This is a genomic window from Echinicola sp. 20G (genome assembly GCF_015533855.1).
GTDB lineage: Bacteria > Bacteroidota > Bacteroidia > Cytophagales > Cyclobacteriaceae > Echinicola.
In genome coordinates this window covers 2,571,127-2,596,771 of the sequence record NZ_AP024154.1, presented here as the reverse complement: position 1 = coordinate 2,596,771, position 25,645 = coordinate 2,571,127, and the positions used below count along the sequence as shown (strand labels likewise).

Genomic DNA, 25,645 nt, shown 5'->3' with positions numbered 1-25,645 from the left:
TCTTAGGCAATTGAAAAGCCACAAAATACTTAACGACCCTGTTTACGGTTTTATCACCATTCCCAGTGAGTTGATTTACAACATAATCGACCATCCATTTTTCCAGAGGTTACGGAGGATCAAACAACTTGGTTTAACTGACTTGGTCTACCCCGGTGCCCTTCATACCAGGTTCCATCACGCCATCGGCGCCATGCACTTGATGAGCATTACTTTGGACAACCTGCGAAACAAAGGCCATGAAATAAGTGATCAGGAATATGAAGCTTCTCTCATCGCTATTTTACTTCATGACATTGGACATGGGCCTTTTTCCCATGCTTTAGAATACACCTTATTGAAAGGTATTCCTCATGAGTCACTATCCTTATTGCTCATGGAGTCTTTAAATAATCAATTTAACGGCCAATTAGATCTCGCTTTAAGAATTTTTAAGAATAATTATGAGCGGAAATTCTTTCACCAACTGGTTTCCAGCCAGTTGGACATTGACCGACTGGATTACCTCCAAAGGGACTGCTTCTTTACAGGTGTGTCAGAAGGTACGATTGGTGCTGACAGGATTATCAAAATGATGAACATCAAAGACGATCAAATCGTCGTGGAGGAAAAAGGGCTTTATAGTATAGAAAATTTCCTCAGTGCAAGGAGGCTGATGTATTGGCAGGTTTACTTACATAAAACTACGGTCAGCGCCGAAAAAATGCTCATCAACTTGATCACCAGGGCCAAAGATTTAGAGCAGTCGGGCACCCAACTGGAAGGTTCTGAAGCCTTCAAGTACATGCTCCAAAACAACTTCACCTTAACAGATTTCCAACATTCTTCTGACTTACAGGAAATTTTTGCCAGCTTGGATGATTTTGACATTTGGGGGGCGATCAAAATATGGAAAAAACATGATGACCTGGTGCTCAGCAATATTTCGGATATGTTTTTGACCCGGAATTTATTTAAAATAAAACTCAGCAACGTACCTTTTGAAGAAAGTTATTTGAAAGAAATGGAACAAACCGTCACCAAAGACTTAGGTATTACCAATGAGGAGCTCCCTTATTTCTTGTCTTCTGGTTCTATTTCCAACTATGCCTATGTAGCCAAAGAAAAAGTATTGATCCTGACCAAAAAAGGAGAAGTCATGGATGTTGCCCAAGCAGCAGACCTTCCCAACATCAAAGCCATGAGCAAAATTGTCAAAAAGTACTATGCTTGTCGGGCTAAAAATTTAACTTTGCGGTAATATAATTTTAAACGCATGGAATTTACCGTCAGTCAGATTGCAGAGCTCTTAAGTGGAAAAATAGAAGGAGATGGCTCCCAAAAAGTTAGCAGACTTGACAAGATCCAAGAAGGTAAAACAGGCGGGATCAGTTTTTTGTCCAACCTCAAGTATGAGCCTTTTATTTATACAACCTCATCATCTGCAGTAATTGTCTCCCTTGACTTTGAACCTGTCAAGCCTATAACCACAACCCTGATCAGGGTAAAAGACCCCTATTCCGCATTCACACAGCTTTTGGAGGCTTACGCACAATTTACCAAACAGTCTAAGGTGGGTGTGGAACAACCTTCTTACATGGACGACTCCAGTAAAATGGGAGAGGGAGGTTATAGAGCTGCTTTCAGTTATATTGGTAAAAACTGTAAAATTGGAGACCAGGTAAGCATCCATGGCCAGGCATATATTGGTGACAATGTACAGATCGGTGACAGATGTATCATTCATGCTGGTGCCAAAATCTATAAGGACACAGTCATTGGTAATGACTGCGAAATCCATCCTAATGTAGTCATTGGCGCTGACGGTTTCGGCTTTGCTCCGCAGGAGGACAAAACCTATAAAAACATCCCTCAGCTGGGCAATGTGATTATCGAAGACAAAGTAAGTATTGGTTCCAACAGCACGATTGACTGTGCCACCATGGGGTCAACCATTATCAAAAAGGGCGTTAAAATAGATAACCTTGTGCAGATTGCGCACAATGTCATCATTGGAGAGAACACAGTCATTGCAGCACAATCTGGAATTTCTGGATCCACAGAAATCGGAAAAAATTGTATCATTGCAGGGCAAGTAGGTATAATCGGCCATTTAAAAATTGCGGATAACACCACCATAGGAGCTAAAACAGGCATTAGCAAATCTATCACCAAATCAGGTCAAACGATTTTTGGATATATGGGATACGAAATGAAAGAGTTCTTGAAGTCTTACTCCATTTTTAAAAATCTCCCTTCTCTGCAGAACAAAATTAAAGAACTGGAAAAAAAACAATAAATTTGTGGGCAGAATAAAAAGATGCCCAAAAAACATCATTGATGAAAGTTAAACAGCATACCATAGGAAAGCAGGTAACCGTTTCCGGTGTTGGTCTTCACACAGGTGTAGTTGCCAATATGACGTTTGTTCCTGCTCCACCAAACCACGGATACAAGTTTCAAAGAATAGACTTGGAAGGCTCTCCAATAGTGGACGCCGATGTAGACAATGTAGTGGATGTATCCAGAGGAACCACTATAGAGCAGAGTGGTGCAAGAGTCAATACAGTAGAACATGTATTGGCCGCATTGGTCGGTTTGGAAATCGATAACGTACTGATTCAGTTAGACGGACCAGAGCCTCCGATTATGGATGGAAGCTCTATCCAGTTTATCAATATTTTAGAAGACGCTGGGCTACAAGAGCAAAACGCTCTTAGAAGATTCTTCGAAGTCCCAGAAAGCATTCATTACAGAGACTCTGGCAGAGAAGTAGAAATGGCTGCTTTGCCACTGGATGACTACAGGGTAACCGTCATGGTGGACTACAACTCTCCTGTTTTGGGCAGTCAGCATGCTTCCATCATGGACATTAGTCAGTTCAAATCAGAAATTGCTTCTTGTAGAACTTTCTGTTTCCTTCATGAATTGGAAATGCTTTACAAGCAAAACCTGATTCAGGGAGGTGATTTGAACAACGCCATCGTGGTGGTGGACAGAGTGGTCACTGACGAGGAATTGGAAGGTTTAGCAAAGATGTTCAATAAGCCTCAAGTGGAGGTGAGAAAAGAAGGTATCCTCAACAATGTGGAGCTCCGTTATAAAAACGAACCTGCCAGACACAAATTGCTGGATGTGGTAGGAGACTTGGCTTTGGTGGGAAGACCCCTGAAAGCCCAGATCTTAGCCGCCAGACCTGGACATGCTGCCAATGTAGCCTTTGCCAAAAAGCTCAAAAGAGCCATGGAAAAGGTTGGACCAAGCCATATTCCACACTATGATCCCAAGCTCCCTCCTGTGTTGGACATTAACCAAATCGGGAATATCCTTCCCCACAGGTATCCTTTTCAGTTATTGGATAAAATCATCTATCTTGACGATACGGTTGTAGCTGGTGTAAAGAACGTAACGATCAATGAACCGTTTTTTATGGGCCATTTTCCAAACAATCCGGTAATGCCTGGAGTATTACAAGTAGAAGCCATGGCACAAACTGGAGGAATTCTTGTTCTGAGCACAGTGGAAGACCCAGAGAATTATTGGACCTACTTCTTGGGGATTGAAAGCTGTAAATTTAGAAAAATGGTATTGCCAGGTGATACTCTGGTCTTCAAATGTGAATTATTGTCCCCTATCAGAAGAGGGATTGCCAAAATGAAAGGTGAAGCCTATGTTGGAAACACATTGGTTTGTGAAGCCGTAATGACTGCTAGCATTGTAAGAAAAGACGCATGATAAGTAAGCTATCTCAAATACATGAAAATACCAAGATAGGTGAGAACGTCACTATCGATCCCTTTACGGTGGTTCATGAGGATGTAGAAATTGGAGAAGGCACTTGGATCGGTTCCAATGTCACTATTTTTCCAGGAACAAAAATCGGCAAAAACTGCAAGATTTTTCCAGGGGCCGTTATTGCTGGAATTCCTCAAGACCTCAAATTTCAAGGTGAAGAATCTACCGTTGAAATTGGAGACAACACGACCATCCGTGAGTGTGTCACCATCAGCAGAGGGACTATAGATAAAAGGGTCACCAAAATTGGCAGTAATTGCTTGCTTATGGCTTATGTGCACATCGCTCATGACTGTGCAGTTGGGGACAATGTAATTATCGCCAACACCGTTCAAGTAGCAGGGCACGTTTCGATTGACGACTGGGCAATTGTTGGCGGAAGCAGTGCAATCCATCAGTTTGTAAAAATCGGAATGCATGCCATGATTTCTGGGGGATCATTGGTCAGAAAAGATGTCCCTCCTTTCACCAAGGCAGCCAGAGAGCCTTTAAGCTATGCCGGGGTTAACTCTTTGGGTTTGCGAAGAAGGGGCTTTACTAGTGAATCCATTAGCCATATTCAAGAAGTTTATCGTTACCTTTTCTTGAATAGCCTCAACAATAGCAGGGCCCTTGAAGAAATAGAAATCAACCTACCTGCCACTAAGGAAAGAGATGAAATCGTCAACTTTATCAGATCCTCAGAAAGAGGAGTTATGAAGGGATATATCAATTAATACATGTTGGAAATCAGGTTTAACAAAGCAGCCAAACGCTTTCAGTATGACTGGATTTTTAGAAACCTAGACCTTCATGTAGAAGCCAACAGTAAAATTGCCATTACTGGCAGCAATGGTTCCGGCAAGTCCACTTTTTTAAAATGCCTTGCCGGAACCAATCCACTTACAAAAGGATCCATCTCCTATAGTTTTGAAGGACAACCTGTGTCTGACGCGGACATTTACAAAAAAATCGTCATCAGTGCGCCTTATATGGAATTGCCCGAAGAGTTCAGTCTAAAAGAGTTGCTCACTTTCCATTTTAGTTTTAAAACTCCCATTTCAGGAATGTCTCCAGAAGACATGGTTAAAGAAATGTACCTGGATGAAGCCATAAACAAACAGGTTTCCTACTTTTCATCAGGGATGAAACAGAGATTAAAACTTGGACTATGTTTCTTTTCAGAGGCCCCCCTGTTGATTTTGGATGAACCAACTTCCAATCTTGATCAAAGAGGCAGCAATTGGTACCTTGATTTGGTCCAAAAATTTGGGCAAAATAGAACTATTTTTGTAGGCTCTAACGACGCTAAAGAGTACTCCTTCTGTAACAAGTCGTTGAATATCGAGGACTATAAGCAGAAAAAAGCACTTTGAATTTTAAGTCATATCACTATCTTTACAAGAAGACTATCAAACTGTTTCAGATACAATGAAAAGATTATTCCTTTATACCTTTATTCTTTTTTCTTTCATGACCATTTTTTCTTGTGGTGGAAGTGATGACCCTACTCCTTCCAAAACTCCTGAACAAATCGCTATCGAAAAGTTAGCAGGAGATGGCAGTAAGACATGGATAGTTACAGGTGGATCTGTAACACACAATGGCCAGAATGAAACCAGTGATTTTACTGATTTTGAGATCACTTTTTCTTCCAGTGGCAGTTCCAAGTCCTACGCAACCAGTAATGCCAATCAACTTTTTGACGCAAGTGGAAATTGGTCATTTGCTGGAAGTAACTTTGACAAAATCATCTTAAGCGGTTCTCAACCAGCAGCAGGTCAAGAGATCTCCTTTTCTGGAGCGGGAACCAATCTTAGATTGGAATTCAATGTCCCCACTCCTACTAATGGTAGAGTAACCGCATTGGCTGGAGATTATAGATTTGACTTAAAAGCCCAATGAAAAAGCTTTTGATCATATTGTCATTCTGTATTGCTTCTGTCTTTTCTGTACAAGCCCAATCAGAAAACTCCATTGAACTGGTCAAAGCAGTTCAGGAGTTGTCCAGTGTGATGATCAATCCGGATAAGGCCAAACTCAAAAAACTAACAGACAAAAAACTTTCCTATGGTCACTCCAGCGGAAAAAATGAAGACCAGGAAACTTTTATCAACACCCTTATTTCCGGTAAATCTGATTTCGTATCCATCGATCTTGAAAACCAATCTTATGAAGTCGTAGATGATATTGGAATTGCCCGACATATTCTGGTGGCTGAAACCAATGACAGTGGGGTTCCTGGAAATGTCAGAATCGGCATATTGATGATATGGAGAAAGAATGACAATTCATGGAAACTCCTTGCCAGACAAGCCTATAAGCTACCCCAACCCTAAGCCATTACCTTAAGGTCACCAGGGTTACTCCTGAACCTCCTCTATCGGCATGTTCATCTTCGTATTTTCCCACAGCGGGCATGGTGCGCAGTAAATTACGTGTAATTTCCCGCAAAATTCCATCTCCCTTTCCATGGACAATCCTTAGATCCTTTAGGCCCAACATATGACCTTCATCTACGAAGTTCTGGACAATGGGCAGAACTTCCTCTCCACGCTTTCCTCTCAAATCAAGGTTTGTAGAAAAGTCTCTCATCTTTGAGGTCGTATCAAAACCCATCCTTGCAGAGATTGCTTTCTTCTCTTTCTTCAAAGTCGTGTTGGATATTTTCTCCAGCCTGTTCAGCTTCACATTGGACTTAAGGTCTCCTATGCTGATTTCCACATCCTTGTTTCTTACAGAGAGGACCTGGGCGATGGCTCCATTATCCTTTAACCTGACATGGTCACCCGCTTGGATCTCTCCTCCCACTACCTTGATTTCTTCAGGCACTTTTGGGCGAACTGCTTTATCCGGCTTTATGGCAGATTTCAAATGATCCAAATCCTTTCTTGCCTTCTTGGTCGCTTCTTTCTCTGCCTTATTTTCCTTGATGGAACGGATCGTTTCTTCAATCTTTTTATTGGCTCCATCTAGAATAGTCTTGGCTTCAAGCTTAGCCTGTTGGATCAGCTGTTTCTGATTACTCTCCAAAGTCTCCTTAAGTTCATTATACTCTTTGAGCCTTTGGGTCAACAATCTTTCTTTGCGTTGTGCCTCCACCAGAATCTGTTCGTACTTGGACTTTTCTGATTCCAGCTTATTGAGGAGCTTGTCATACCGAACCCTTTCATCACCGATTTGCTCCTTGGCATATCCAATGATTTCCTTAGAAATACCAATCTTTGTAGCAATTTCTAAGGCAAATGAACTTCCTGGCTTGCCTATTTCTAACTGGTACAAAGGCTCCAGTTTGTCCACATCAAAACGCATGGCCCCATTGGTCATCCCTTGGTTTTTGGCAGCTATTTGCTTCAAATTACCATAATGCGTGGTCACCACCCCATAAGCCCCTGATTTGTTCAAGGCCAACAAAATGGATTCTGCTATGGCTCCACCAAACTGAGGCTCCGTTCCAGTACCAAATTCATCGATAAAGAAAATGGTTTTCTTATCAGCAAACTGGGTAAAATACTTCATGCTCATCAAGTGAGAGCTATAGGTACTGAGGTCATTCTCGATGTTCTGCTCGTCCCCGATATCTATAAAGAAATTTTGAAACACCGTGCACTTAGAATGGGGATCCATTGGCACCAACAACCCGCACTGCAGCATGTATTGAACCAAGGCAACTGTCTTCAAAGTCACAGACTTACCGCCGGCATTAGGGCCTGAAATCACCAACAGGCGGCTATTATGATCCAAGTGGATATTCAAGGGAATAATCCCTCTGTCCTGCTGCTTCAACGCTTGCTCCAAAACTGGATGGCGCGCATTGTACCACTCTATAATTTTTCCTTTCTGCAAACTCGGTTTGCTGGCATTCATCTTCAAAGCCAACTTTGCCTTGGCCCTGATAAAATCCACCATTCCCAAAAACTTAAAAGCACTGCGCAATTCAGGAATAAATGGCCGGAGGGTATCGGTAAGTTGCATCAAAATCTTCTGAACCTCCCTTCTTTCCATGTACTCCAGTTCCTTCAGCTCATTATTGATATCCAGGACTTCTGCTGGCTCTAGGAAAACCGTTTGTCCCGTAGCAGATTCATCATGGACAAAACCTTTGATCTTCCGCTTGTTTTCGGCCAATACAGGCATTACCATTCTTCCTCCACGGATAGTGATAGAAGCATCATCGGGAGTCAGTCCTTTGGCTTTGGCTTCCCTAAAAATCCTATCTAAAACCTTTCTCAACCGGTTTTCCTCGTAAAGGATCTGTCCACGAATCAGCCCTAACTCTTTGGTAGCATTATTCTTGATTTTCCCTTTATCATCCAGTACCCTTTCAATGGCTCTCAAAAGCGTATTGTCCAAATTGACCAAACCCAGCAACTGAAAAAGCTGTGGGTAATCCTCTTGAAACTTGGTGAAAAAATCTACACATCCCTTTAAAGTGATCAATGAAAGCTTGATTTCATGGAAATCCTCTTCATAAAGAAAAGTCCCTTCTATTTTGGCTTTTTCCAAATAAGGGAAAATGTTCAAAAAGTTCGAAGAAGGAAAAAGCTCTCCTGACAAAAGAATTTGCCTAAACTCTTCAGTTTGGTCCAACAACCTGTTCAGAAGGTTAAGATCCTTGGAGAAGCTCACCTTTTGAACCATATCTGTACCCAGCTTACTGGTACATTCTTCCCTGATCCAATCCTTTATTTTATCAAAATTAATCTTGGACTCAAGATTATCTGGATATTGCATATACTTAATTACCTTCTTTTTCTTTTACATTCAGAGAATCAATCACCCGGGCATAAAGCTCCTCCATCTTCTCTGCATCTCTCAAATAATACTCCAAGCTTTTGGTATAGGTCGTGTCGGCCACTTGGTGCTTTTCGAACACCCTGTTCTCAAACATCGGATACAGTTTTTTGGAAGAGTCATAGGAAACGGGCAAGGAGCTGGCAAGCCCCTCAGCCATATGGATATCGACCATGATTCCGACCATCTCATCCTCAGACAACAAATACTTTGGCTGCTTATCATCACGGCATGAAAGGCAACCCAATACCAAAACGAAGAAGAATATTAACTTTTTCACAATTCAAAATTAGCCATTTCCGTTGAAATTTAGGTAACATGATATCCATTACTCGTTTTATTATTCAAACATGTCCATTAAATTTAGGCCTTCGGAATAAAATAGCCCATGAATCAACTGCTGAAAAAACTCAGAAAATACGAAATCATGATCAGGAAGGTGGCCAATAACCATCTTCAGGGTGACTATCAGTCCATTTTCAAAGGTGCAGGGCTTGAATTTGATGACCTGAGACCTTACCAATACGGTGATGACATCAGGACCATCGAGTGGAAAGTTTCCGCCAAGGGACATGGGACTTTTGTTAAAACCTTTAAAGAAGATAAGGATCAGTCTGTCTATTTTCTCTTGGACATTAGCGGTTCCCAGGATATTGGGGATGAACGAAGAAAGAAAATTGACCTGGGAAAAGAAATTGCAGGAGTGCTAACTTTGGCTGCCATCCATGAAGGAAGCCAAGTAGCCTTGGTTTCTTTTTCGGACCAGAAAGAAAAAGTGATCCTCCCTGGTAAAGGCCCGAAGCAAGGGGTCAAGGTGATTAGGGGCATCTTCAAACATGAGAACAAGTCTATCAAGACCAACCTCAATGAGATGTTTACTTTTTGTCTCAACCTCATCAAAAAGAGAAGCATCATCATTGTTATTTCTGATTTTATAGACCAAGACTATGAAAGGCCTTTCAAAGCCATGGCTGAAAAGCATGATGTGGTCGCCATCCAAGTGACCGATCCTAGGGAGTCTGCATTGCCCTCCTTGGGCATTATCCCTGTTTTTGACAAAGAAGAAGGAAAAACTACTTGGGTAAACACCGCCTTTGGAAGTTTTTCTAAAAAAATTGCCGATACCTTTACGACAGAAAGGAGTTCTTTAAAAGAATTATGCAAGAAAAACCAAATTAACTATCTCCCCATTGACACACAGGAAGATATTGTACTTCCTTTGATAGAATTGTTTAGGTACAGGAATAAAACCATGAAACGTGGGTAAGATCAGAGCATTAACCTTTAGTATTTTATTATATTTCATCCATTTCTCCGTTCACGCTCAGGGCCTGAAGGTAGAAGGTTATTTTCTTCAGGATTCTGCCAAATTGGGAGAAAGGGTTGGGTACGTTTTAAAAGCGGAATATCCCACTAAAATGAATATTGTCTTCCCCGATTCGACCTTCGAATACCGGGACTTTTCTTTCTTGGAAAAACAGACTTTTACTTCTTATACGCCAGACAGCATTACGCAGGATAGTGCCGTATATTATTTGTCCAACTTTTCATTGGATCCTATAAAAACCTATGCCCTGCCGGTTTTCGAGATTTTAAAATACGATAGCCTGGTACACTATGCGGACAATGATAGTTTGGCACTGACCCTGACTATCCAGCCATTGCCGGAAGAATTGACCTTTAAGGACAATGACAAATACCTTTCCATTGAAAAGGATTTCAACTATCCCTACTTGTTAATTTTTCTTGGCATTATCCTGATCATTGGATTGGTTGTCTTGGTGGTCTTCGGAAAGAAAATCCAAAAACAATGGGCAGCCAGAAAGCTCAAGAAACAGCACAAGAAATTCCTCAGCAAATGGAGCGAGACTGTTCAAACGCTCCAAGAAAAGCCAAGTTTACAGGCTGCTGATGAAACCCTATGGGTCTGGAGAGATTATATGGAACGCCTCACAGGAAAACCTTATAGAGAGTGGACTGCTACTGAAATTGGAGAGCACATGGAGCGTCCTGAAATCGTCAAGGAATTCAGAAAAATTGAAATTATCATTTACGCCAATCGACCATCAGAAGATGTATTGGCCACCTGTGACAAGCTAAAAGAGATTTGTGTGGAAATGTACAACCAAAAAATCAAAGAAATCCATGAACGCAAATAGTATTATCGATTGGTTTTCTTGGTCTTGGTTTTTACCGGAAACCCTACGTTCCTTTGAGTGGAAAAACCCCTGGGTGCTTCATTTGCTTTGGGTAGTTCCTTTGATATTGCTGATCAGAAAGTTCACCAAGTTTATGAAGAATCCTTCACTGGAGCTTTCTTTACCAGGCAGTGTATCTTCCAGCAACCCTTGGACCTATTTAAGGCTTGTACCAACACTCTTCTTTATATTGGCCTTGTGGATGGTTGTCATCGCTTTGGCCCGCCCACAACGTTCCAATGAAAAAGTAGAGCAATCTACCGAGGGAATTGATATCATGTTGGTCTTGGATATTTCGGAATCCATGGACTTACAGGACTTCAAACCAAACCGACTTGAAGCGGCCAAGTCCACTGCCATTGACTTTATCAATGGCCGTTTTGGTGACCGGATAGGCATGGTCATCTTTGCTGGAGAAGCCTTTTCCTTGGCGCCATTGACCACCGATTATGAATTGCTGACCGATTTGATAGAGGACATCTCTTTTGACATGATGGATGCAAAGGGCACGGCTATCGGAAGTGCTGTGGCTACCGCCACCAACCGAATGAGGGAATCCAACTCCAAGTCCAAAGTGATGGTCCTTTTGAGTGATGGGGACAACAATGCAGGGAATGTGGATCCTGTTTTTGCAGCAGAACTTGCGGAAGCCATGGACATTAAAATTTACACCATTGCTGTAGGTAAGGACGGTATGGTCCCCTATGGCACAGACTTCTTTGGCAGGCCTCAGATGGTAGAAACCTACCTGAACGAAACCACCCTCCGCGACTTGGCCAGAATTGGCAATGGGCAGTTTTTCCGGGCATCTGATGACGGAGCTTTGGAAAACATATTTGACCAGATCAACCAGTTGGAGAAAGCTGAGATCCTTGAATCCCGGTACAAAGAGACTCAGGACTTTTATAGGCCTTATCTTTTCTTTGGAATCCTATTCTTCTTTATTTGGCTCAGCTTGAAGAGCACCTTTGTCAATAACTTTCTATTGGATTAGAATAATTAAGGCCTCGAAATTCGAGGCCTTAATTATTCTATAGGAATTGCTCGATGGCAAACTTCAAAAGCCTTACCCCAAAAACAACCAACACGACCGCAACGACCCGATTCATATTCATCATCAATTTTGGCGTGATGAATTTACTCAACTTCTTGGCTATATAGGCTTTCACCAAGTCAATGGAAAAAACAGTCAACAAAACACCCAGATAATAAAGAAAAACATCGATAGGCGTGTACCTTGTCCTGAGCTGAACGAGGCCAGCCACTGAGATCCAGAACAGAAACACAAAAGGGTTAACTCCATTAAGGCTTAATCCCTTTATAAAGCCTCTTCTCCTTTTGGGAGCTTCTTGCACAGGCAGCCCGCCTGAATTAGGACGCTGGGTTCCTTTCTTTACAAAGCTTACCACCCCAAAGCCGATCATTATAGCACCTCCAACATAGCCCAAGCCTGCTTTAAAAAAAGGATTATTGGTTAAATAAGACACTCCAAAATAAGAGATCAATACATAAATGGAATCGCTCAGCAGGATGCCCAAAGCCATAAAAACAGAATGTCGGAATCCATTTTCAATGCTATTCTGGATCAACGCAAAAAAAACTGGACCAATGATCATACTCAGCACCAATCCCATCCCAATACCTTCCAATAAAGAAATCCCCATGTTTACTTTTGTTCCTCCAAAAATGTCAGCCATGACTCCATCTTTGGTCCCTTAAGCACCCTTGGGTATTTATGCTGCCCCCCTTCTTTCCCTTCCGACCGCATCCAATCGTAAAAGGTTTTTGAAGGCAAAACATCCAACTTGACTTCTTTTAAAGCATGTTTTCTTTCGACCACATAATCATCATTCAGGGCTTTGAGGTGATGGTCTATTACCTCTCTGAGCTTTTCTTGATCCACCTCATCGTCTGTACCAATATACCAATGGTGTGCAAACAAGGTCCCCATAGGAATCCCCAAAACCGTAAACTCCCGAATATTGATATTCATCTCATCCTCCGCCAATCGAACGGCCTTGTTCATATTGTCCACTGACAAATGCTCCCCGCAAAGACTCAAAAAATGCTTGGTTCTTCCAGTAATAACAATCTCACTTTCAGAAACTGAAACAAACTTGATCACATCCCCGATCAAATACCTCCACGTACCGGCACAAGTACTGATCAAAATGGCATAATCCACGCCTTCTTCTACTTCATCTATCTTTAGTGGCCTGACCCCATCTCTTATTTCACTATTTTCGTCAAAATACAATTCATTGAAAGGCACAAACTCATAGAAAATCCCATTGTTCAGCACTAGCCTCATCGAACTTCTATCCGGCAATGCTTGAAAGGCCAAAAAACCTTCACTCGCCAAGTAGGTTTCCATATAAATCAATGGCCGAGCCAGTAACTTCTCAAATCCTTTTTTATAAGGCTCGAAGGACACCCCTCCATGGACAAAAATGTTGAGGTTGGGCCAAATATCATGAATGGTCTCCACCTCATACCGCTCAATGATTTTTTCCAATAGAATCTGCAGCCAAGCTGGCACCCCCACGATGATCCCTATATCCCATTTTGGAGCATTTTCAACTATCTTTTCCAGTTTGTCCCCCCAGTTTTTATTGCGCGCTATTTCCTGCCCAGGTTTGTAAAAGCGTTGAAACCAAATGGGAAGCTTTCCTGCTGTAATCCCGCTCAAATCTCCCGCAAAGTAGGTTCCATTGAACTCCAAGTCCGTACTTCCTCCCAACATCAAAATGCCCTTGTTGAAAAACTTCGAGGGCAGGTCATATTTGGACAGGGATAGGATTTGCCTTACGCCTGTTTTTCGAATGGCCTTTACCATTTCTTTGGTAATCGGAATATATTTCGAAGCACTTCCTGAGGTTCCTGAACTCAAAGCAAAATACTTAATGGCCTTAGGCCAGGTCACATTGGCCTCTCCTTTCTGAAGCTTATGCCACCATTCATCATAGATTTTGTCATAATCATAAATCGGAACGGCCTCGGCAAACGCAGTGTAAAAATCATCTCCTGGTTTTCTGAATCGGGACAAAATTTTCTTAAAACCATACTTTTCACCGATTTGGGTCTTGTTGGCGGTAATCAAGAGTTTTTTGAGTTCCTGTTTTTGAAGTTCCAAAGGTGAGCTGTATTCCTGTTCCAAGGATTCCCTTAGCCTAATCCCTTTTTTTAACAATGTACCTATTATAGCCATATCTTTGTGCCGGGAGTATTCGTTGAGTTCATGTAATATTTATTTGATTAAAGTATCCCTCGCCACTATCTTTGATAGTGTAAAAATAAAGGAATGAGTATAAAAGAGAACTTATCTGACCTAAAAAAGAAATTCAAAAAAAATGACTGCCTCCTCGTGGCGGTCAGCAAAACAAAACCAGTGGCTGATATCCAGGAAGCTTATGATGCCGGCATTCGGGATTTTGGTGAAAACAAAGTCCAGGAACTGGTGGACAAACAGCCCCAACTGCCAGACGATATCCAATGGCACATGATCGGCCACCTTCAGCGCAACAAAGTCAAATACATTGCCCCTTTTATCCACCTGATTCATGGAGTGGACACCTTTAAACTTCTCAAGGAAATCAACAAGCAGGCGCAAAAGTCAGAAAGGGTGATTCCTTGCTTGTTGCAAATCCACATTGCCAAAGAAGAGACCAAGTTTGGTTTTGACGAAGAAGAGGTCCTTTCCCTTGTCCGAGAAAAGGCCTTTGATGAACTTAAGAACATCAGAATCATAGGCTTGATGGGCATGGCCACCAATACCGAAAACGAAGCTATCGTCCGGGCTGAATTTGGAGGGCTGAAAAAATTCATGGATCAGCTCAACACCCTGGAGCTTCCGGAAAACCTGGCCCTCAAAGAACTCTCAATGGGCATGAGCGGAGACTTCTTACTCGCCCAAGAAGAGGGAAGTACCATGGTCAGGGTCGGCAGTGCTATTTTTGGAAAAAGAAATTATCAATAAAACATGAATTACGTCAGTACAATTAGACTTGCTGCCATTTTAGGGGCACTTTCAGTAGCCATTGGAGCCTTTGGTGCTCATGGCTTGGCCCCAATTTTAGAAAAGATGGGCAGGGTGGACACTTTCGAAACTGCGGTAAAGTATCAGTTTTACCATACCTTGGCCATATTTATGGTTGGTCTGCTGCAGGTTAAGCTTGGGCAAAAAAAGGCCCTTAATGCCAGCGTCAACGCCTTTTTGATTGGCATCATCATATTCTCTGGCTCCCTATTTGTCTTGTCCACCACAGGGATCACTTGGCTGGGAGCCATCACGCCTATTGGGGGAGTAGCTTTTATCGTGGGCTGGATGCTTCTCTTTCTGGGTGTAAAACCAAATATCAAAACCAAAGCCTAACCAAGTTCTGCGTCGTTGAAAAAGTACCATATGCTAAAAAGGATCATTACACTTTTCTTGTTGCAGCTGTCCATCAGTCTTTCACTTTTTGGGCAAAGTAACAGCAAAATCCAGAAAGACCTTGAACAACTCTTGGGAGCACAGTCCTTCTTTGGCCACCACCAAACAGGCTTTGCGCTTTATGATTTGGATGAGCAGGATATAAAGTTTGAGCATAACAGTCACTTGAGCTTTATCCCTGCCTCCACCACCAAGCTCTTTACTTTTTATGCTGGCCTGATGGTCTTGGGAGACAGCACCAAAAAGCTTCGCTATATCCCCAAAGGCAAGGATGTGCTTATTTGGGGCACAGGAGATCCTTCCTGGCATTACAAACCATTGCCACAGCAAGACCTAAATGCTTTCTTCTCTGCATTTGATAAAGTTTACTTTTCGGACGACAACTGGAAAGAAAACCCCTTTGGATATGGCTGGCAGTGGGATGATTATTATTATAGCTATTCTGCGGAAAGGTCTCCCCTTCCGATCTATGGCAATTTGGTCACTGTGGATTCTAAAAATCAAGCCCCAAAAATCAGCCCCAAGCTTTTTTCCAAAAACCTATTGGTTACTTCTAAGGAAATCAAAGACATAGAGCGTGATTTTCACAGCAACAATTTCTATTACAATCCCCAGATCTACAGAAAGCAGGAATCCAAAGTTCCCTTTATCACTTCTCCGGAGACTTTTGCATTGCTCGCCAGTGAGGCTTTGGGCAAGGAGGTAATCCTTTCCAAGGAAAAGCTTCCCGAGGAACATTTTATCCTAAAAGGGATTCCGTTGGACAGCCTTTACCGGGAAATGCTTCATGAAAGTGACAATTTCTTGGCAGAACAGCTTTTGCTGATGGTTTCCGATGAACTCTTTATGGAAATGAATGATGCCGAGACCATAGAATATTTATTGGAGAACTTCCTGTTTGATTTACCGGATCAGCCCCAATGGGTAGATGGATCCGGGCTTTCCCGGCACAATTTATTTACCCCAAGTGACATGGTTAGTATCGCGGAAAAAATTTACCGGATTGTTCCAGACACCACTTTATTCCGCCTATTGCCCCAGGGAGGAAGGACAGGAACCTTAAAAAATGCCTATCGAGCTCCCACACCTTATGTATTCGCAAAAACGGGAACCATGAGCAATAACCACTGCTTGGTAGGCTTCCTCAAAACCCACAAAAACAAGCTGTATGCTTTTGCTTTTATGAACAATAACTATCCCTACAAAGCAAAGGAAGTCATTTCAGAGATGGAGAAGGTATTGTTGTATATCCGGGATAATTTCTAAATTCAATCAAAAATTTCAAACATGAACAAAAGGACATTTATAAAAGCATTGGGACTTACCGCTGGACTTTCTCCGATGATGGCATTAAAAAGCGATGTATTGGCTGCCCAAAACCCAGAGGACGCCAAAACCATACTGCCCATGCCACTCAAAAAGGGAGATACTGTAGGACTTGTAAGTCCATCTTCTGCTAGCAATGATGAAATTTTGTTTCAGTTTGCCCAAGAAACTTTAGAAGCACTGGGGTTTAAAGTGCTCCCCGGCCAGCATTTGACAGACCGTTATGGCCATTTGGCCGGCAAAGACGAGGCCCGTGCCGGAGACATCAACGACATGTTTGCCAACAAAGAGGTAAAGGCCATCATCTGCATTCGGGGAGGTTCCGGAGCGGCCCGGATACTGCCCTTGCTGGACTATAAAACCATCAAAAAGAACCCCAAGCCTATCCTCGGCTACAGTGATATCACGGCCATCCATAATGCCATTTATGCCCAAACAGGGCTGATTACCTTTCACGGACCGAATGGTACTGGAAGCTGGAACAGCTTTAATGTGAAACAGTTTGAGCAAATGTTCTTTGAAGAGAAATTGGTGAAGTTTGAAAACGAGCAGGAAAAGGGAGATGACTTGATCGTCAAGAAAAACCGTATTCAAACCATCACGCCGGGAACAGCTGAAGGGGTAATCGTAGGTGGGAACCTTACGGTTCTGACAGGACTGGCCGGATCCCCTTACCTTCCAGATTTCAAAAATAAAATCCTTTTTTTGGAAGACGTAGGGGAAGACCCTTACCGCATTGACAGGATGATGAGCACCTTGATGCTGATGGGAGCATTGGATGAAATCAAAGGGTTTATTTTTGGACAATGCTCGGATTGTGATCCATCCGGGGGCTATGGTTCGTTAACTATATGGCAGATCCTTCAGGATTACATCAAGCCTTTGGGTATTCCGGCCTATCGCGGCGCCATGATCGGACATGTCAGCAAACAGTTTATTGTCCCCATTGGAGCCAAGGTCAAGATGGATGCAGGTCTTGGTGTCTTTGAAATGACCGAGAAAATTTTCCAATCCTAAATTCATTTGAATAAAAATAATGTGCTAACACTTACCAATTCAGTTTTCACCAATAACCTTAATAGAATTCATTTTCTTTGGTCACTCTTATGGGTCTCCCTCTTATTTTCTTGTACCACTCACCAATCCACACAACCCACTAATGTGCCGCCATCCAACAAGACACCTTCCAAAAACATGAATAAAAACGAACTTACCTACCTGGCCTTGGGCGACTCCTACACCATTGGAGAAGGAGTACAGCCCAGTGAAAACTATCCCCATCAGCTGGTCTCCACCCTGGCCGCACACCCCTTTTCAAGTCCCCAGATCATCGCCACAACCGGCTGGACGACGGACGAACTCCAAAAAGGGATCAGTGCCGCCAAAATCGAAGGGAATACCTATGACTTGGTCACCTTGCTGATCGGAGTAAACAACCAATACAGGGGCCGAAGTGTGGCCAATTTCAAAGAAGAGTTCACCGTGCTTTTAGACCAGGCCATTGCCTTTGCGGGTGGGGACAACACCAAAGTTATTGTCATTTCGATCCCCGACTGGGGAGTCACCGACTTTGCCAGCCAACAAAATGTCGACAAACAAAAAGTGGCCGAAGAAATCACCGCCTATAACACCGCCAAGCAGCAAATCAGCCATTCCAAGGGAGTGCATTATTTGGACATCACCCAAGAGTACCGCCAGATCGGAGCCTACCCCGAAAACCAAGCCGCCGACGGCCTCCACCCTAGTGGACTGATCTACAAATCCTGGGCAGAGCGACTCGCCGACCTGATCAGGGAGGAAATCAGATTTTAGGTGTTAAGCATCAATTTACCCCAATCGGGGTATTTCTTTTTAACGTGGCATTTTTTAGTTTTAGAGGATATAGACATTTGCAAATGCTTACAAACAGGTATTAAGTGTTTAAAAATAAATATATTGACCTTAAATAGTTTTAAAAGGCTTTTTGAAAGAATATAGATATAGAGGATGTAGGCGCAATGCGTATATTCACTCGTTGTAGCCAATTAGAAAATGAAATACCCAGACGAAGTAGATTTAATGTCATTTTTTGAATGTGAACCAATGTCCTTGGATTCGGATGTTATCCCATTTTTCTATAATGAATCTACTTATCAGTATGTCAATGAGAAAAATCAATCATTTACTGTCAAAATCTGTCCTTCTTGTGGAGAAGTAAAGTTTTTTGTCAAAAGTGATTCTCTAGAATTGTCAAATATTCAATTAAATAGTGTTTCATCTCTATCTATATTAAGTGATAGGAAAGAAGAAAAAAGACTAATGATAACTTCTGAAAACTATATCATAAAAATCACCCTGAAACCCGAATTACGGCTTGAATTAATTGAAGAAAAAGATGTCTAATAAAATATCAGAAGTAACAAGAAGAAACATCTTTGACTTTATTCAAGTCGAAGGTTTTTGGTGGTCTGGCAGACTTGAAGAACCTGATTTTCTATCAAGAATATTCAACCTGGACGAGATGCCATCATCGGATAGTCGATTTGATAATGCCGCAGGAGATATTTGGCAACACAGAATAAACAATCCTTATGATTGGTCTGATGACTGGATATTTAATGATGAAAGGTTTAATCTGCTAAAATGCGATGACTCGAATTTCTTAAACTTTTTATGCGAAACGGTTCACCCTTTAGTGCGACCTGACACTGCTGAAGCCATAAAAATGGTTCAACTTTTTAACGATAATTTAAAGAGCGATAATTTTGAAATAATTGAAAAAACTAGAATATCAGATAAACCAATCTTTGTTGGGCATCTAAAATTGACAGGAAAAGACTCCATTGAGAAAAAAGGAGCTGATATAAAGAAATTCCTGAACGCTGAATATGTTACCCAACAGATAAACCTAATGGAATCTTCTATTGAAGCTGCTCCACACGTATCTATAGGTCTATCAAAAGAACTTATTGAAACTTGTTGCAAATCAATATTTGAAGGAAGAAAAGAAGAATATAATAAGGATTGGGATTTGGGAAGATTAATGAAAGAAACTACTAAGTTGTTGAAATTGACACCAAATGACATACCCAATGAGACCAAAGCAGCCAGTTCAATAAAGCAAATATTAGGAAGTCTATCTTCAGTGGTTCAAGGAATCGCAGAGGTAAGAAACGAGTATGGGAGTGGACATGGTAAGGACGGAAATTTTAGAGGGTTACAACCTAGACATGCTAAACTAGCAGTTGGTGCAGCATCAACTTTGGCGGTTTATCTATTAGAAACATATGAACTCAAGAAATAAAAACTGGCTACAACATTATGTATGAAATCATAGCCGCACAAGCAAACGCTCAAACCAAAGCTACAGATTCATACATTAAGCGTTAGCCACAATATTGCACAACTTGAAACAGAAATCTCTCATAATTCTAATTGCTATAATTTCTTACTCCTGCGATTATTTCACAGATCAAAAAGTCTTGGTAATTGATAGAACTACTAAGAAGCCATTAGACTCTGTGGAAATCCAAATTGGACCATACGATTTTGTAACTGATTCTACTGGTTTTTACCATATGCGTAGAGTAACTGGGGATCTTACAGAAAGAACTATTAAAGTAACGAAACATGGATATCAAAACTTCAAATTAACACTTGAATTTGATGACGATCAAATCATCTACAAGCAAAAAGCAGATTCCAATTACAACTTCAGTAAAAATGCATTTTCGGTTATGAATGATACACTAATTGTCCACTTAGAAACCGAATGATATGAACGAACGTCCCAATCTTTTAGTCGTCTGTGGTCGTAATAAACGAAGAAGCAGAACTGCTGAACACATATTTAAGAACGATCAACGTTTCAACATACGCTCAGTTGGACTAAGCCCAAAAAGTGAACGCCAAATCAAAGATCGTGATATTGAATGGGCAGATATGATATTTGTAATGGAAGACGGTCAAGGTGGACGAATTTCTAGAACTTTTAGACACTTAGAACTTCCTGAAATTGAAGTTCTGCACATCGAAGATGAATACGAATATTTGGACGCAGAGCTAATTGAAATGCTGACTGATCGGATAAATTCAACGCTGGAAGTTGTCTATAAAATCTAAAAAAGTGGCTAACACATGCTATGTATCAATGGGGTTTTATCGGTCAGGATAGTTTTGTGGGGATTGGAAAGTCCCCCACAAGTTTTAAATTTAAATCAAGATGTGGCTATGTATGAGACGAGAGGTTAGTGCTATTTAATCCCCACTCATCATAGCTTAACGTTAGCGGCAAATAAGAAATATGGAGAACAACTACTTCTACAAGAAATTTCAAAAGAAGGCAGATTCTGAACTTGAACGAATTTTAAATGATACCAAATCATATACAGAAGATGCAGTTATAGCTGCGACTCAACTTTTAAAAGAACGACAAGTAGAACTTTCCGAGGAGCAGAAGTCTGCGGTTGAAATAATTGAAACACGTATAGAAGAAAAGAAAGTCATTGAAGAGGTGAGAAAAAAAGAGACAGAACTCTCTCCCGTGGCAAAAAGAATAATCGCACTCTTAATTGACTTAGCTATTTTGTCTGGATTAAGCTACTTAACTGGATTTTTACTTATTGGTACTCCACTAGTTAAGACACCTTGGGAACCGATTCTTAGTATGATAATTATTCTTGGATACTTTGCTGTTTTTAATAGCTCAATCGGTAAAAAGACAATCGGTAAGAATGTAATGCATATAAAGGTTGTGGACTACAATTTTCAATCTTTAAAATTCACCAATTCTTTAGTTCGATATAGCCTGTTAATTGCCCCATTCTTTTTGCTCAACATTTTGGATAATATGTCTTTTAACTCTTTCGGTATATTATCTGGATTAAGGTATGCATACTATATAGGGATCTTTTACTTTTTAATAACTGATAAAGAACGAAGAAGAAGTTTCCATGACTTAATAACTAAGTCATTTGTCAGCTCTGAAAATAGCGAAAAGACCAATTTCGTATACCCAAATAAGAAACTAAAAACATACTACTTCATTGCTTCTGGAATTATTGCTCTTTTCATAATTCTGAACCTGTCATCTCGCCTAAATACTACAAACAATATGAGTGATTTTGAAGCACAAGCCGAACAGCTTGAGAAAACTTTAAATGAAAACATGACAACTTTTGAAAGTATAATTTCTGATATTCAAGAAATTGATGGTGTTGCTGAAATAGAAGGAATTAGTTTAAACACTACAAATGGAATTACAAGCTTAGACATCACAATTCGACCAAGTTCATTTTTTGCAAATGATGGATTGACAAGCGAAGTATATGAAAGTTTGAAAGGAAAAGAGTTAAGGGTGAATCGACTTGATAATGTTAAAATCAAAAAGCACTATGGCTTTGACATGACATTAGCATCATTTAATAGAACTGAAACGAAAAATTTTGAACAATAACCAGCCACTAACAATAGCTGAACAATCATAACTTCCCTAAGGGATGGCAACTCTCTTTAGCCGGAACGTTATGACGGCTGGAACAGCCCAAGCCTTCCAAAACGGGAAACCTCCACATGAGGCAGGCCTTAATGCAGTGTTGAACGAATTGATTGTGGGAATGGGGTAATTATGGAAAAAGCTTTTCCCCTTTTGTGTTTTTGGCCAATTGGGCGGAAAAGCAAGGTGGTTTTTGGATTGTATGGTTGATGTTCTGTGGCAATTAAGACAGATCTCCCCACCTACTTCTTGAAAGGAATCGAAATGAGCGTAATTTTTACTTACCTCAACCTATCCTCACCAATCTGTAATGACAGGAGTTTGTTTATAATAAAATACCCCTAAGAAGTAAGCTTATGCATTTACTTCTTAGGGGTATTTATCTATCTCTCCCCTTAAATCAAATCTTTGATAAACGGATCTTCATAATCTTCGATAAAGGCCAGGATATTGTGATACTGCTCGAAATCTTCTTTGGGGTGGGCGGTGGTCAGCACCACGGCTTTCATCCCGGCATTCTGGGCAGCCTCCACGCCTTTGGGGGCATCCTCGAAAACGATACAGTCTTCTGGCTCCACACCCAAAGCCTCCGCACCGAGCTGGAAGGTTTCCGGATGAGGTTTGCTGACCTTTACATCATCAGCTGTGATTATGGTAGAAAAGTACTTTCTGATATTAAGGTTGTCCAACACAAAGTCTACATTATAGGGAATCGCGGCTGATCCAATGGCCATTCTGACCCCTGCTGCTTGTGCCTTTTCAAAGAAAGTGTCCAAGCCTTTGATCAAGGCCAAATGAGGCAAGTACTCCTCTTGGTACCTTCTTTCCTTCTCCATGGACCATTTGGCCGCCTCATTTTCAGAAAAATATCCTTGGCCAAATACCCGATCCAATACTTCGGGGTTCTTGCCATACATTTCCAACTTCACATCATCCCAGGAAATGGTAGCGCCCAAATCTTCATTGAACAGCTTATGCCATGCCTTGGTGTGGAAGTGCATGTCATCAATGATCGTCCCATTCATATCAAAAATAAACGTCAATTCTTTATTGCTCATGGTTGTAAAATGGTTTTCTAGTAGCTTTGAATAAGTTGAATAAACATTTAGCCCCAAAAAAAGGTTCTGGGCAAAGGCACGAATTATATTTTTATCATCCACTATCCTATATTCTGCCCAAAAGCTTTGTACTTTATGGGGAACTCAAGTACTTTAGTTTAAACTGAGGAATTTCACATTTTTGATAAATCAATTAAAAAAAAGCGTCCATGTTGGATTCCACCGCCCCCTTTCAGTCTCTTCCTGATGAAACCAAAACATGGCTCAGGCCATTGTTCAAGGATGTAGCCTATCCCAAAGCACATCGGCTTTACCTCCAGAACCACTCTGGCATGGAAGGTTTTGACTTTGTTCTGGAGGGTGGTTACGAGGGGTATTTCTACGACCGAAACCAAAAAAAACGCAGGGTGGAAATTTATGGGCCTGGCGTGTGGTTCGGAGGCATCTCCTACCTCTATAACAAAGGCATTTCTCTTCAAACGGTGGACACCCTCCCGGACACCAAAGTCCTGAGAATCGGAAAAGACGACTTCTTCAAACTCTGCGAAGAGGCACCCTCTTTTAGAAACCATTTCGTCAGAGAGTTTGGAGAAAGAATGTTAGATCCGGAGTTTGTCCACTTTATCAAGGGAGCCACTTACTATCCCCAGCAAAACAACATTACCTCGGATAGTTTTTATGCACACAAAGTGGATGCGCTAAACCCAAGGGAACTGGTCACTTGTCCAGAAAACACCCCCATTATGGAAGCAGCCCAGCTGATGACTGAGGAAAAGACCAGTTGTATCTTTGTCACCAATGACGCTGGGGAGATCGTGGGCTATGCTACAGACATCACCTTAAGGGACCTGGTGATTGGGAAAAACATGCCTACTTCTGCACCTATTCGGGAAGTCATGAAAAGCGATATGGTTTCCATTGACACAGAGGCCTATATTTATGAATCCCTCCTCCTGATGTTCCAGACCAAAACAAGGTACCTCTTGGTTTCCAAAAACGGGAAATATGTCGGCTTTATCTCCAGGAATAAATTATTAAGTGAGCAGTCCCAATCTCCTTTCCTGTTTATCCAGTCCGTAAAACAGGCCACTTCCATCCCTGAACTTAAGGAAAAGTGGGCCCAGGTTCCGGCCATTGTGGAACAACTCCTGCAAAGGGGCGTCAGGTCCGAAACGGTAAATGAAGTCGTCACCACGGTGTCGGACACCATTGCCTTGCGTGTCATCGATGATGTCATCCATCAGGTGGGACCTCCCCCGTCCAAGTTTGTTTTTATGACTTTAGGCAGTGAGGGAAGAAAGGAGCAAACCCTCAAAACCGACCAGGACAATGCCATCATCTATGAAGACAAAGCCAATGAACAAAGGGAACTTGTCAGGGAGTATTTCTTGGACTTTGCAGATAAGGTATCCGAAAACCTTAACGCCATAGGCTTTAGCTTTTGCAAGGGAGGCTTTATGGCTAAAAACCCCAAATGGACCCATTCTCTCTCCCATTGGAAGCGCAACTATGACGCTTGGATGATGGAATCTACCCAAGAAACGGTCATGAAGTATTCCACCTTTTTTGATAAAAGGCCCATTTATGGTGATTTCAGTATTTTGGACGAACTCCATGAATACATGGGACAGCAATTGGAAGCTCCCTTGGAAAGGTTTTTCTATAACATGGCCACTAATGCTTTGCAATATGAGCCGCCCCTGACTTTCTTCCGCGGAATCAGGACCTTTACGGTAGGAGAACAAAAAGTGTTTGATATCAAAAAAGCCATGACACCAATAGTGGACATCACCCGAGTGTTTGCTTTAAAAAACAAAATCTTCCTCACCAATACCGGTAAAAGATTGGAAGCCTTGGCGGAGAATGACATCATCACCGAAGAAGAACTTTTAGAGCTTAAACAGGCCTATTATTACCTGATGGGGCTCAGGTTAGACCGACAAGCAAAACAAATCATGCTGGATAAGGTAGAACCTGAAAACTTTGTCAGCATAGAAAGTCTTACCAAAATTGAAAAAGTCACCCTGATAGAGATCTTCAAAGTGATCAAAAACTTTCAGATGAAGGTCAAGATAGCTTTTACCAATACCATCTTTTAATGAAAATCCAGGCATAAAAAAAGCAGGACTTTAAAGTCCTGCTTTTGGTTAATGTATGGTAAAAGGCTTGATTAACCTTTCTTAATAACGTTTGAAATCAAAGCTACTTTCTCAATGGGTTCAGAAGCATTGGAGTAAATTCTTACGATACTTCTTTGGTTGCCCATTTTTCCAGCTGAATTAAAGGTTACTTTAATTTCACCAGACTTCCCTGGAGCGATAGGCTCTTTTGGCCACTTAGGCACCGTACAGCCACAAGTAGCTGCGACATTGGAGAGCTTCAACACTTCAGTTCCCGTATTGGTAAACTTAAAAGTATGCTCCACCTTGGTTCCTTGTGTGATTTCACCAAAGTCCTTTTCGGTTTCTTCAAAGGTGATCACTGGGCCTTTCACCTCTTCTTTCTTGGCTTCGGCTTTTTCAGCCACACCTTGCGCCTGTGCCTGAACTGCAATTGCAGCAAAAGCAACGACAAACACTAGAATTAACTTTTTCATCTTAGTTTGTATTTA

At 41.5% G+C, this 25,645-nt stretch carries 28 protein-coding genes; 22 read left to right on the top strand and 6 right to left on the bottom strand.

The features are described from left to right. Positions 1–10 precede the first annotated feature (10 nt). From JL001_RS10960 to JL001_RS10930, 7 genes are read left to right on the top strand one after another with little or no spacing between them, the layout of a single operon-like run. Positions 11–1,240 (top strand): HD domain-containing protein, encoded by a 1,230-nt coding sequence (locus JL001_RS10960; protein WP_200976119.1) that lies wholly within the window; start codon positions 11–13, stop codon positions 1,238–1,240. Between the two features lie 15 nt (positions 1,241–1,255). Further along, positions 1,256–2,278 carry a UDP-3-O-(3-hydroxymyristoyl)glucosamine N-acyltransferase gene (gene lpxD / locus JL001_RS10955; RefSeq protein ID WP_200976118.1) on the top strand — a complete coding sequence of 341 codons (1,023 nt, stop codon included), beginning with the start codon at positions 1,256–1,258 and terminating at the stop codon, positions 2,276–2,278. Between the two features lie 41 nt (positions 2,279–2,319). Beyond that, on the top strand, positions 2,320–3,714 hold the full coding sequence (locus JL001_RS10950; RefSeq protein ID WP_200976117.1) for a bifunctional UDP-3-O-[3-hydroxymyristoyl] N-acetylglucosamine deacetylase/3-hydroxyacyl-ACP dehydratase: 1,395 nt from the start codon (positions 2,320–2,322) through the stop codon (positions 3,712–3,714). Further along, positions 3,711–4,490: an acyl-ACP--UDP-N-acetylglucosamine O-acyltransferase gene (lpxA, locus tag JL001_RS10945; protein ID WP_200976116.1), complete on the top strand. Its 780-nt coding sequence runs from the start codon at positions 3,711–3,713 to the stop codon at positions 4,488–4,490. The genes JL001_RS10950 and lpxA overlap by 4 nt, the downstream gene beginning before the upstream one ends. A gap of 3 nt (positions 4,491–4,493) precedes the next feature. After that, a complete protein-coding gene (locus tag JL001_RS10940) occupies positions 4,494–5,129 on the top strand; it encodes an ATP-binding cassette domain-containing protein (protein ID WP_200976115.1) in 636 nt (211 codons plus the stop codon). A 55-nt stretch (positions 5,130–5,184) separates the two neighbouring features. Continuing rightward, the gene (locus JL001_RS10935) at positions 5,185–5,658 is read left to right on the top strand and encodes a hypothetical protein (RefSeq protein ID WP_200976114.1); all 474 of its coding nucleotides are present in this window, start codon (positions 5,185–5,187) and stop codon (positions 5,656–5,658) included. Continuing rightward, a complete protein-coding gene (locus JL001_RS10930; protein WP_200976113.1) occupies positions 5,655–6,092 on the top strand; it encodes a nuclear transport factor 2 family protein in 438 nt (145 codons plus the stop codon). The genes JL001_RS10935 and JL001_RS10930 overlap by 4 nt, the downstream gene beginning before the upstream one ends. 4 nt (positions 6,093–6,096) lie before the next feature. On the opposite strand, the gene JL001_RS10925 is transcribed toward JL001_RS10930, so the two are convergent. After that, positions 6,097–8,487 carry an endonuclease MutS2 gene (locus tag JL001_RS10925; protein WP_200976112.1) on the bottom strand — a complete coding sequence of 797 codons (2,391 nt, stop codon included), beginning with the start codon at positions 8,485–8,487 and terminating at the stop codon, positions 6,097–6,099. 4 nt (positions 8,488–8,491) lie between these two features. After that, positions 8,492–8,827 (bottom strand): DUF4296 domain-containing protein, encoded by a 336-nt coding sequence (locus JL001_RS10920; RefSeq protein ID WP_200976111.1) that lies wholly within the window; start codon positions 8,825–8,827, stop codon positions 8,492–8,494. A 108-nt stretch (positions 8,828–8,935) separates the two neighbouring features. Here JL001_RS10920 and JL001_RS10915 point away from each other — a divergent pair, with 108 nt between their 5' ends. The 3 genes from JL001_RS10915 to JL001_RS10905 are packed head-to-tail and all read left to right on the top strand — an operon-like array spanning position 8,936 to position 11,739. Continuing rightward, positions 8,936–9,814 (top strand): DUF58 domain-containing protein, encoded by an 879-nt coding sequence (locus tag JL001_RS10915; protein WP_192008047.1) that lies wholly within the window; start codon positions 8,936–8,938, stop codon positions 9,812–9,814. After that, complete coding sequence (locus JL001_RS10910) at positions 9,807–10,706, top strand: hypothetical protein (protein WP_200976110.1); 900 nt, start codon at positions 9,807–9,809, stop codon at positions 10,704–10,706. Before JL001_RS10915 ends, JL001_RS10910 begins: the two co-directional genes overlap by 8 nt. Then, entirely contained in the window at positions 10,693–11,739 is a 1,047-nt protein-coding gene (locus JL001_RS10905) for a VWA domain-containing protein (protein ID WP_200976109.1), read from the top strand. The genes JL001_RS10910 and JL001_RS10905 overlap by 14 nt, the downstream gene beginning before the upstream one ends. Positions 11,740–11,776: 37 nt before the next feature. Here the strand turns inward: JL001_RS10905 and JL001_RS10900 are convergent, their stop codons facing one another. Beyond that, the gene (locus JL001_RS10900) at positions 11,777–12,442 is read right to left on the bottom strand and encodes a LysE family translocator (protein WP_236252780.1); all 666 of its coding nucleotides are present in this window, start codon (positions 12,440–12,442) and stop codon (positions 11,777–11,779) included. Then, positions 12,412–13,953: a GH3 auxin-responsive promoter family protein gene (locus JL001_RS10895; RefSeq protein WP_200976108.1), complete on the bottom strand. Its 1,542-nt coding sequence runs from the start codon at positions 13,951–13,953 to the stop codon at positions 12,412–12,414. Before JL001_RS10895 ends, JL001_RS10900 begins: the two co-directional genes overlap by 31 nt. 93 nt (positions 13,954–14,046) lie before the next feature. Between JL001_RS10895 and JL001_RS10890 the strand changes: the two genes are divergently transcribed. From JL001_RS10890 to JL001_RS23235, 11 genes are all read left to right on the top strand, one after another. Next, positions 14,047–14,721: a YggS family pyridoxal phosphate-dependent enzyme gene (locus JL001_RS10890; RefSeq protein WP_200976107.1), complete on the top strand. Its 675-nt coding sequence runs from the start codon at positions 14,047–14,049 to the stop codon at positions 14,719–14,721. A 3-nt stretch (positions 14,722–14,724) separates the two neighbouring features. After that, the gene (locus JL001_RS10885) at positions 14,725–15,117 is read left to right on the top strand and encodes a DUF423 domain-containing protein (protein WP_200976106.1); all 393 of its coding nucleotides are present in this window, start codon (positions 14,725–14,727) and stop codon (positions 15,115–15,117) included. Between the two features lie 15 nt (positions 15,118–15,132). Further along, a complete protein-coding gene (locus JL001_RS10880) occupies positions 15,133–16,443 on the top strand; it encodes a D-alanyl-D-alanine carboxypeptidase (RefSeq protein WP_236252779.1) in 1,311 nt (436 codons plus the stop codon). A 21-nt stretch (positions 16,444–16,464) separates the two neighbouring features. After that, the gene (locus JL001_RS10875) at positions 16,465–17,520 is read left to right on the top strand and encodes an LD-carboxypeptidase (protein WP_200976105.1); all 1,056 of its coding nucleotides are present in this window, start codon (positions 16,465–16,467) and stop codon (positions 17,518–17,520) included. A gap of 6 nt (positions 17,521–17,526) precedes the next feature. Then, the gene (locus JL001_RS10870; protein WP_236252778.1) at positions 17,527–18,315 is read left to right on the top strand and encodes an SGNH/GDSL hydrolase family protein; all 789 of its coding nucleotides are present in this window, start codon (positions 17,527–17,529) and stop codon (positions 18,313–18,315) included. A gap of 219 nt (positions 18,316–18,534) precedes the next feature. After that, entirely contained in the window at positions 18,535–18,885 is a 351-nt protein-coding gene (locus tag JL001_RS10865; RefSeq protein WP_200976104.1) for a hypothetical protein, read from the top strand. Continuing rightward, positions 18,878–19,786, top strand: a complete 909-nt coding sequence (locus JL001_RS10860) for an abortive infection family protein (protein WP_200976103.1) — start codon at positions 18,878–18,880, stop codon at positions 19,784–19,786. The genes JL001_RS10865 and JL001_RS10860 overlap by 8 nt, the downstream gene beginning before the upstream one ends. Before the next feature lie 178 nt (positions 19,787–19,964). Beyond that, positions 19,965–20,258, top strand: a complete 294-nt coding sequence (locus JL001_RS10855) for a hypothetical protein (protein WP_200976102.1) — start codon at positions 19,965–19,967, stop codon at positions 20,256–20,258. Position 20,259: 1 nt separating this feature from the next. Next, entirely contained in the window at positions 20,260–20,604 is a 345-nt protein-coding gene (locus JL001_RS10850; RefSeq protein WP_200976101.1) for a protein-tyrosine-phosphatase, read from the top strand. 181 nt (positions 20,605–20,785) lie between these two features. Next, on the top strand, positions 20,786–21,937 hold the full coding sequence (locus JL001_RS10845; RefSeq protein WP_200976100.1) for an RDD family protein: 1,152 nt from the start codon (positions 20,786–20,788) through the stop codon (positions 21,935–21,937). Positions 21,938–21,980: 43 nt separating this feature from the next. Continuing rightward, entirely contained in the window at positions 21,981–22,106 is a 126-nt protein-coding gene (locus JL001_RS23235) for a hypothetical protein (protein ID WP_255545456.1), read from the top strand. Between the two features lie 265 nt (positions 22,107–22,371). Here the strand turns inward: JL001_RS23235 and JL001_RS10840 are convergent, their stop codons facing one another. Further along, positions 22,372–23,034: an HAD family phosphatase gene (locus tag JL001_RS10840; RefSeq protein ID WP_200976099.1), complete on the bottom strand. Its 663-nt coding sequence runs from the start codon at positions 23,032–23,034 to the stop codon at positions 22,372–22,374. Between the two features lie 209 nt (positions 23,035–23,243). Between JL001_RS10840 and JL001_RS10835 the strand changes: the two genes are divergently transcribed. Next, entirely contained in the window at positions 23,244–25,133 is a 1,890-nt protein-coding gene (locus tag JL001_RS10835) for a DUF294 nucleotidyltransferase-like domain-containing protein (protein WP_200976098.1), read from the top strand. A 71-nt stretch (positions 25,134–25,204) separates the two neighbouring features. Here the strand turns inward: JL001_RS10835 and JL001_RS10830 are convergent, their stop codons facing one another. Beyond that, positions 25,205–25,630 carry a DUF1573 domain-containing protein gene (locus tag JL001_RS10830; protein WP_192008085.1) on the bottom strand — a complete coding sequence of 142 codons (426 nt, stop codon included), beginning with the start codon at positions 25,628–25,630 and terminating at the stop codon, positions 25,205–25,207. Positions 25,631–25,645 lie beyond the last annotated feature (15 nt).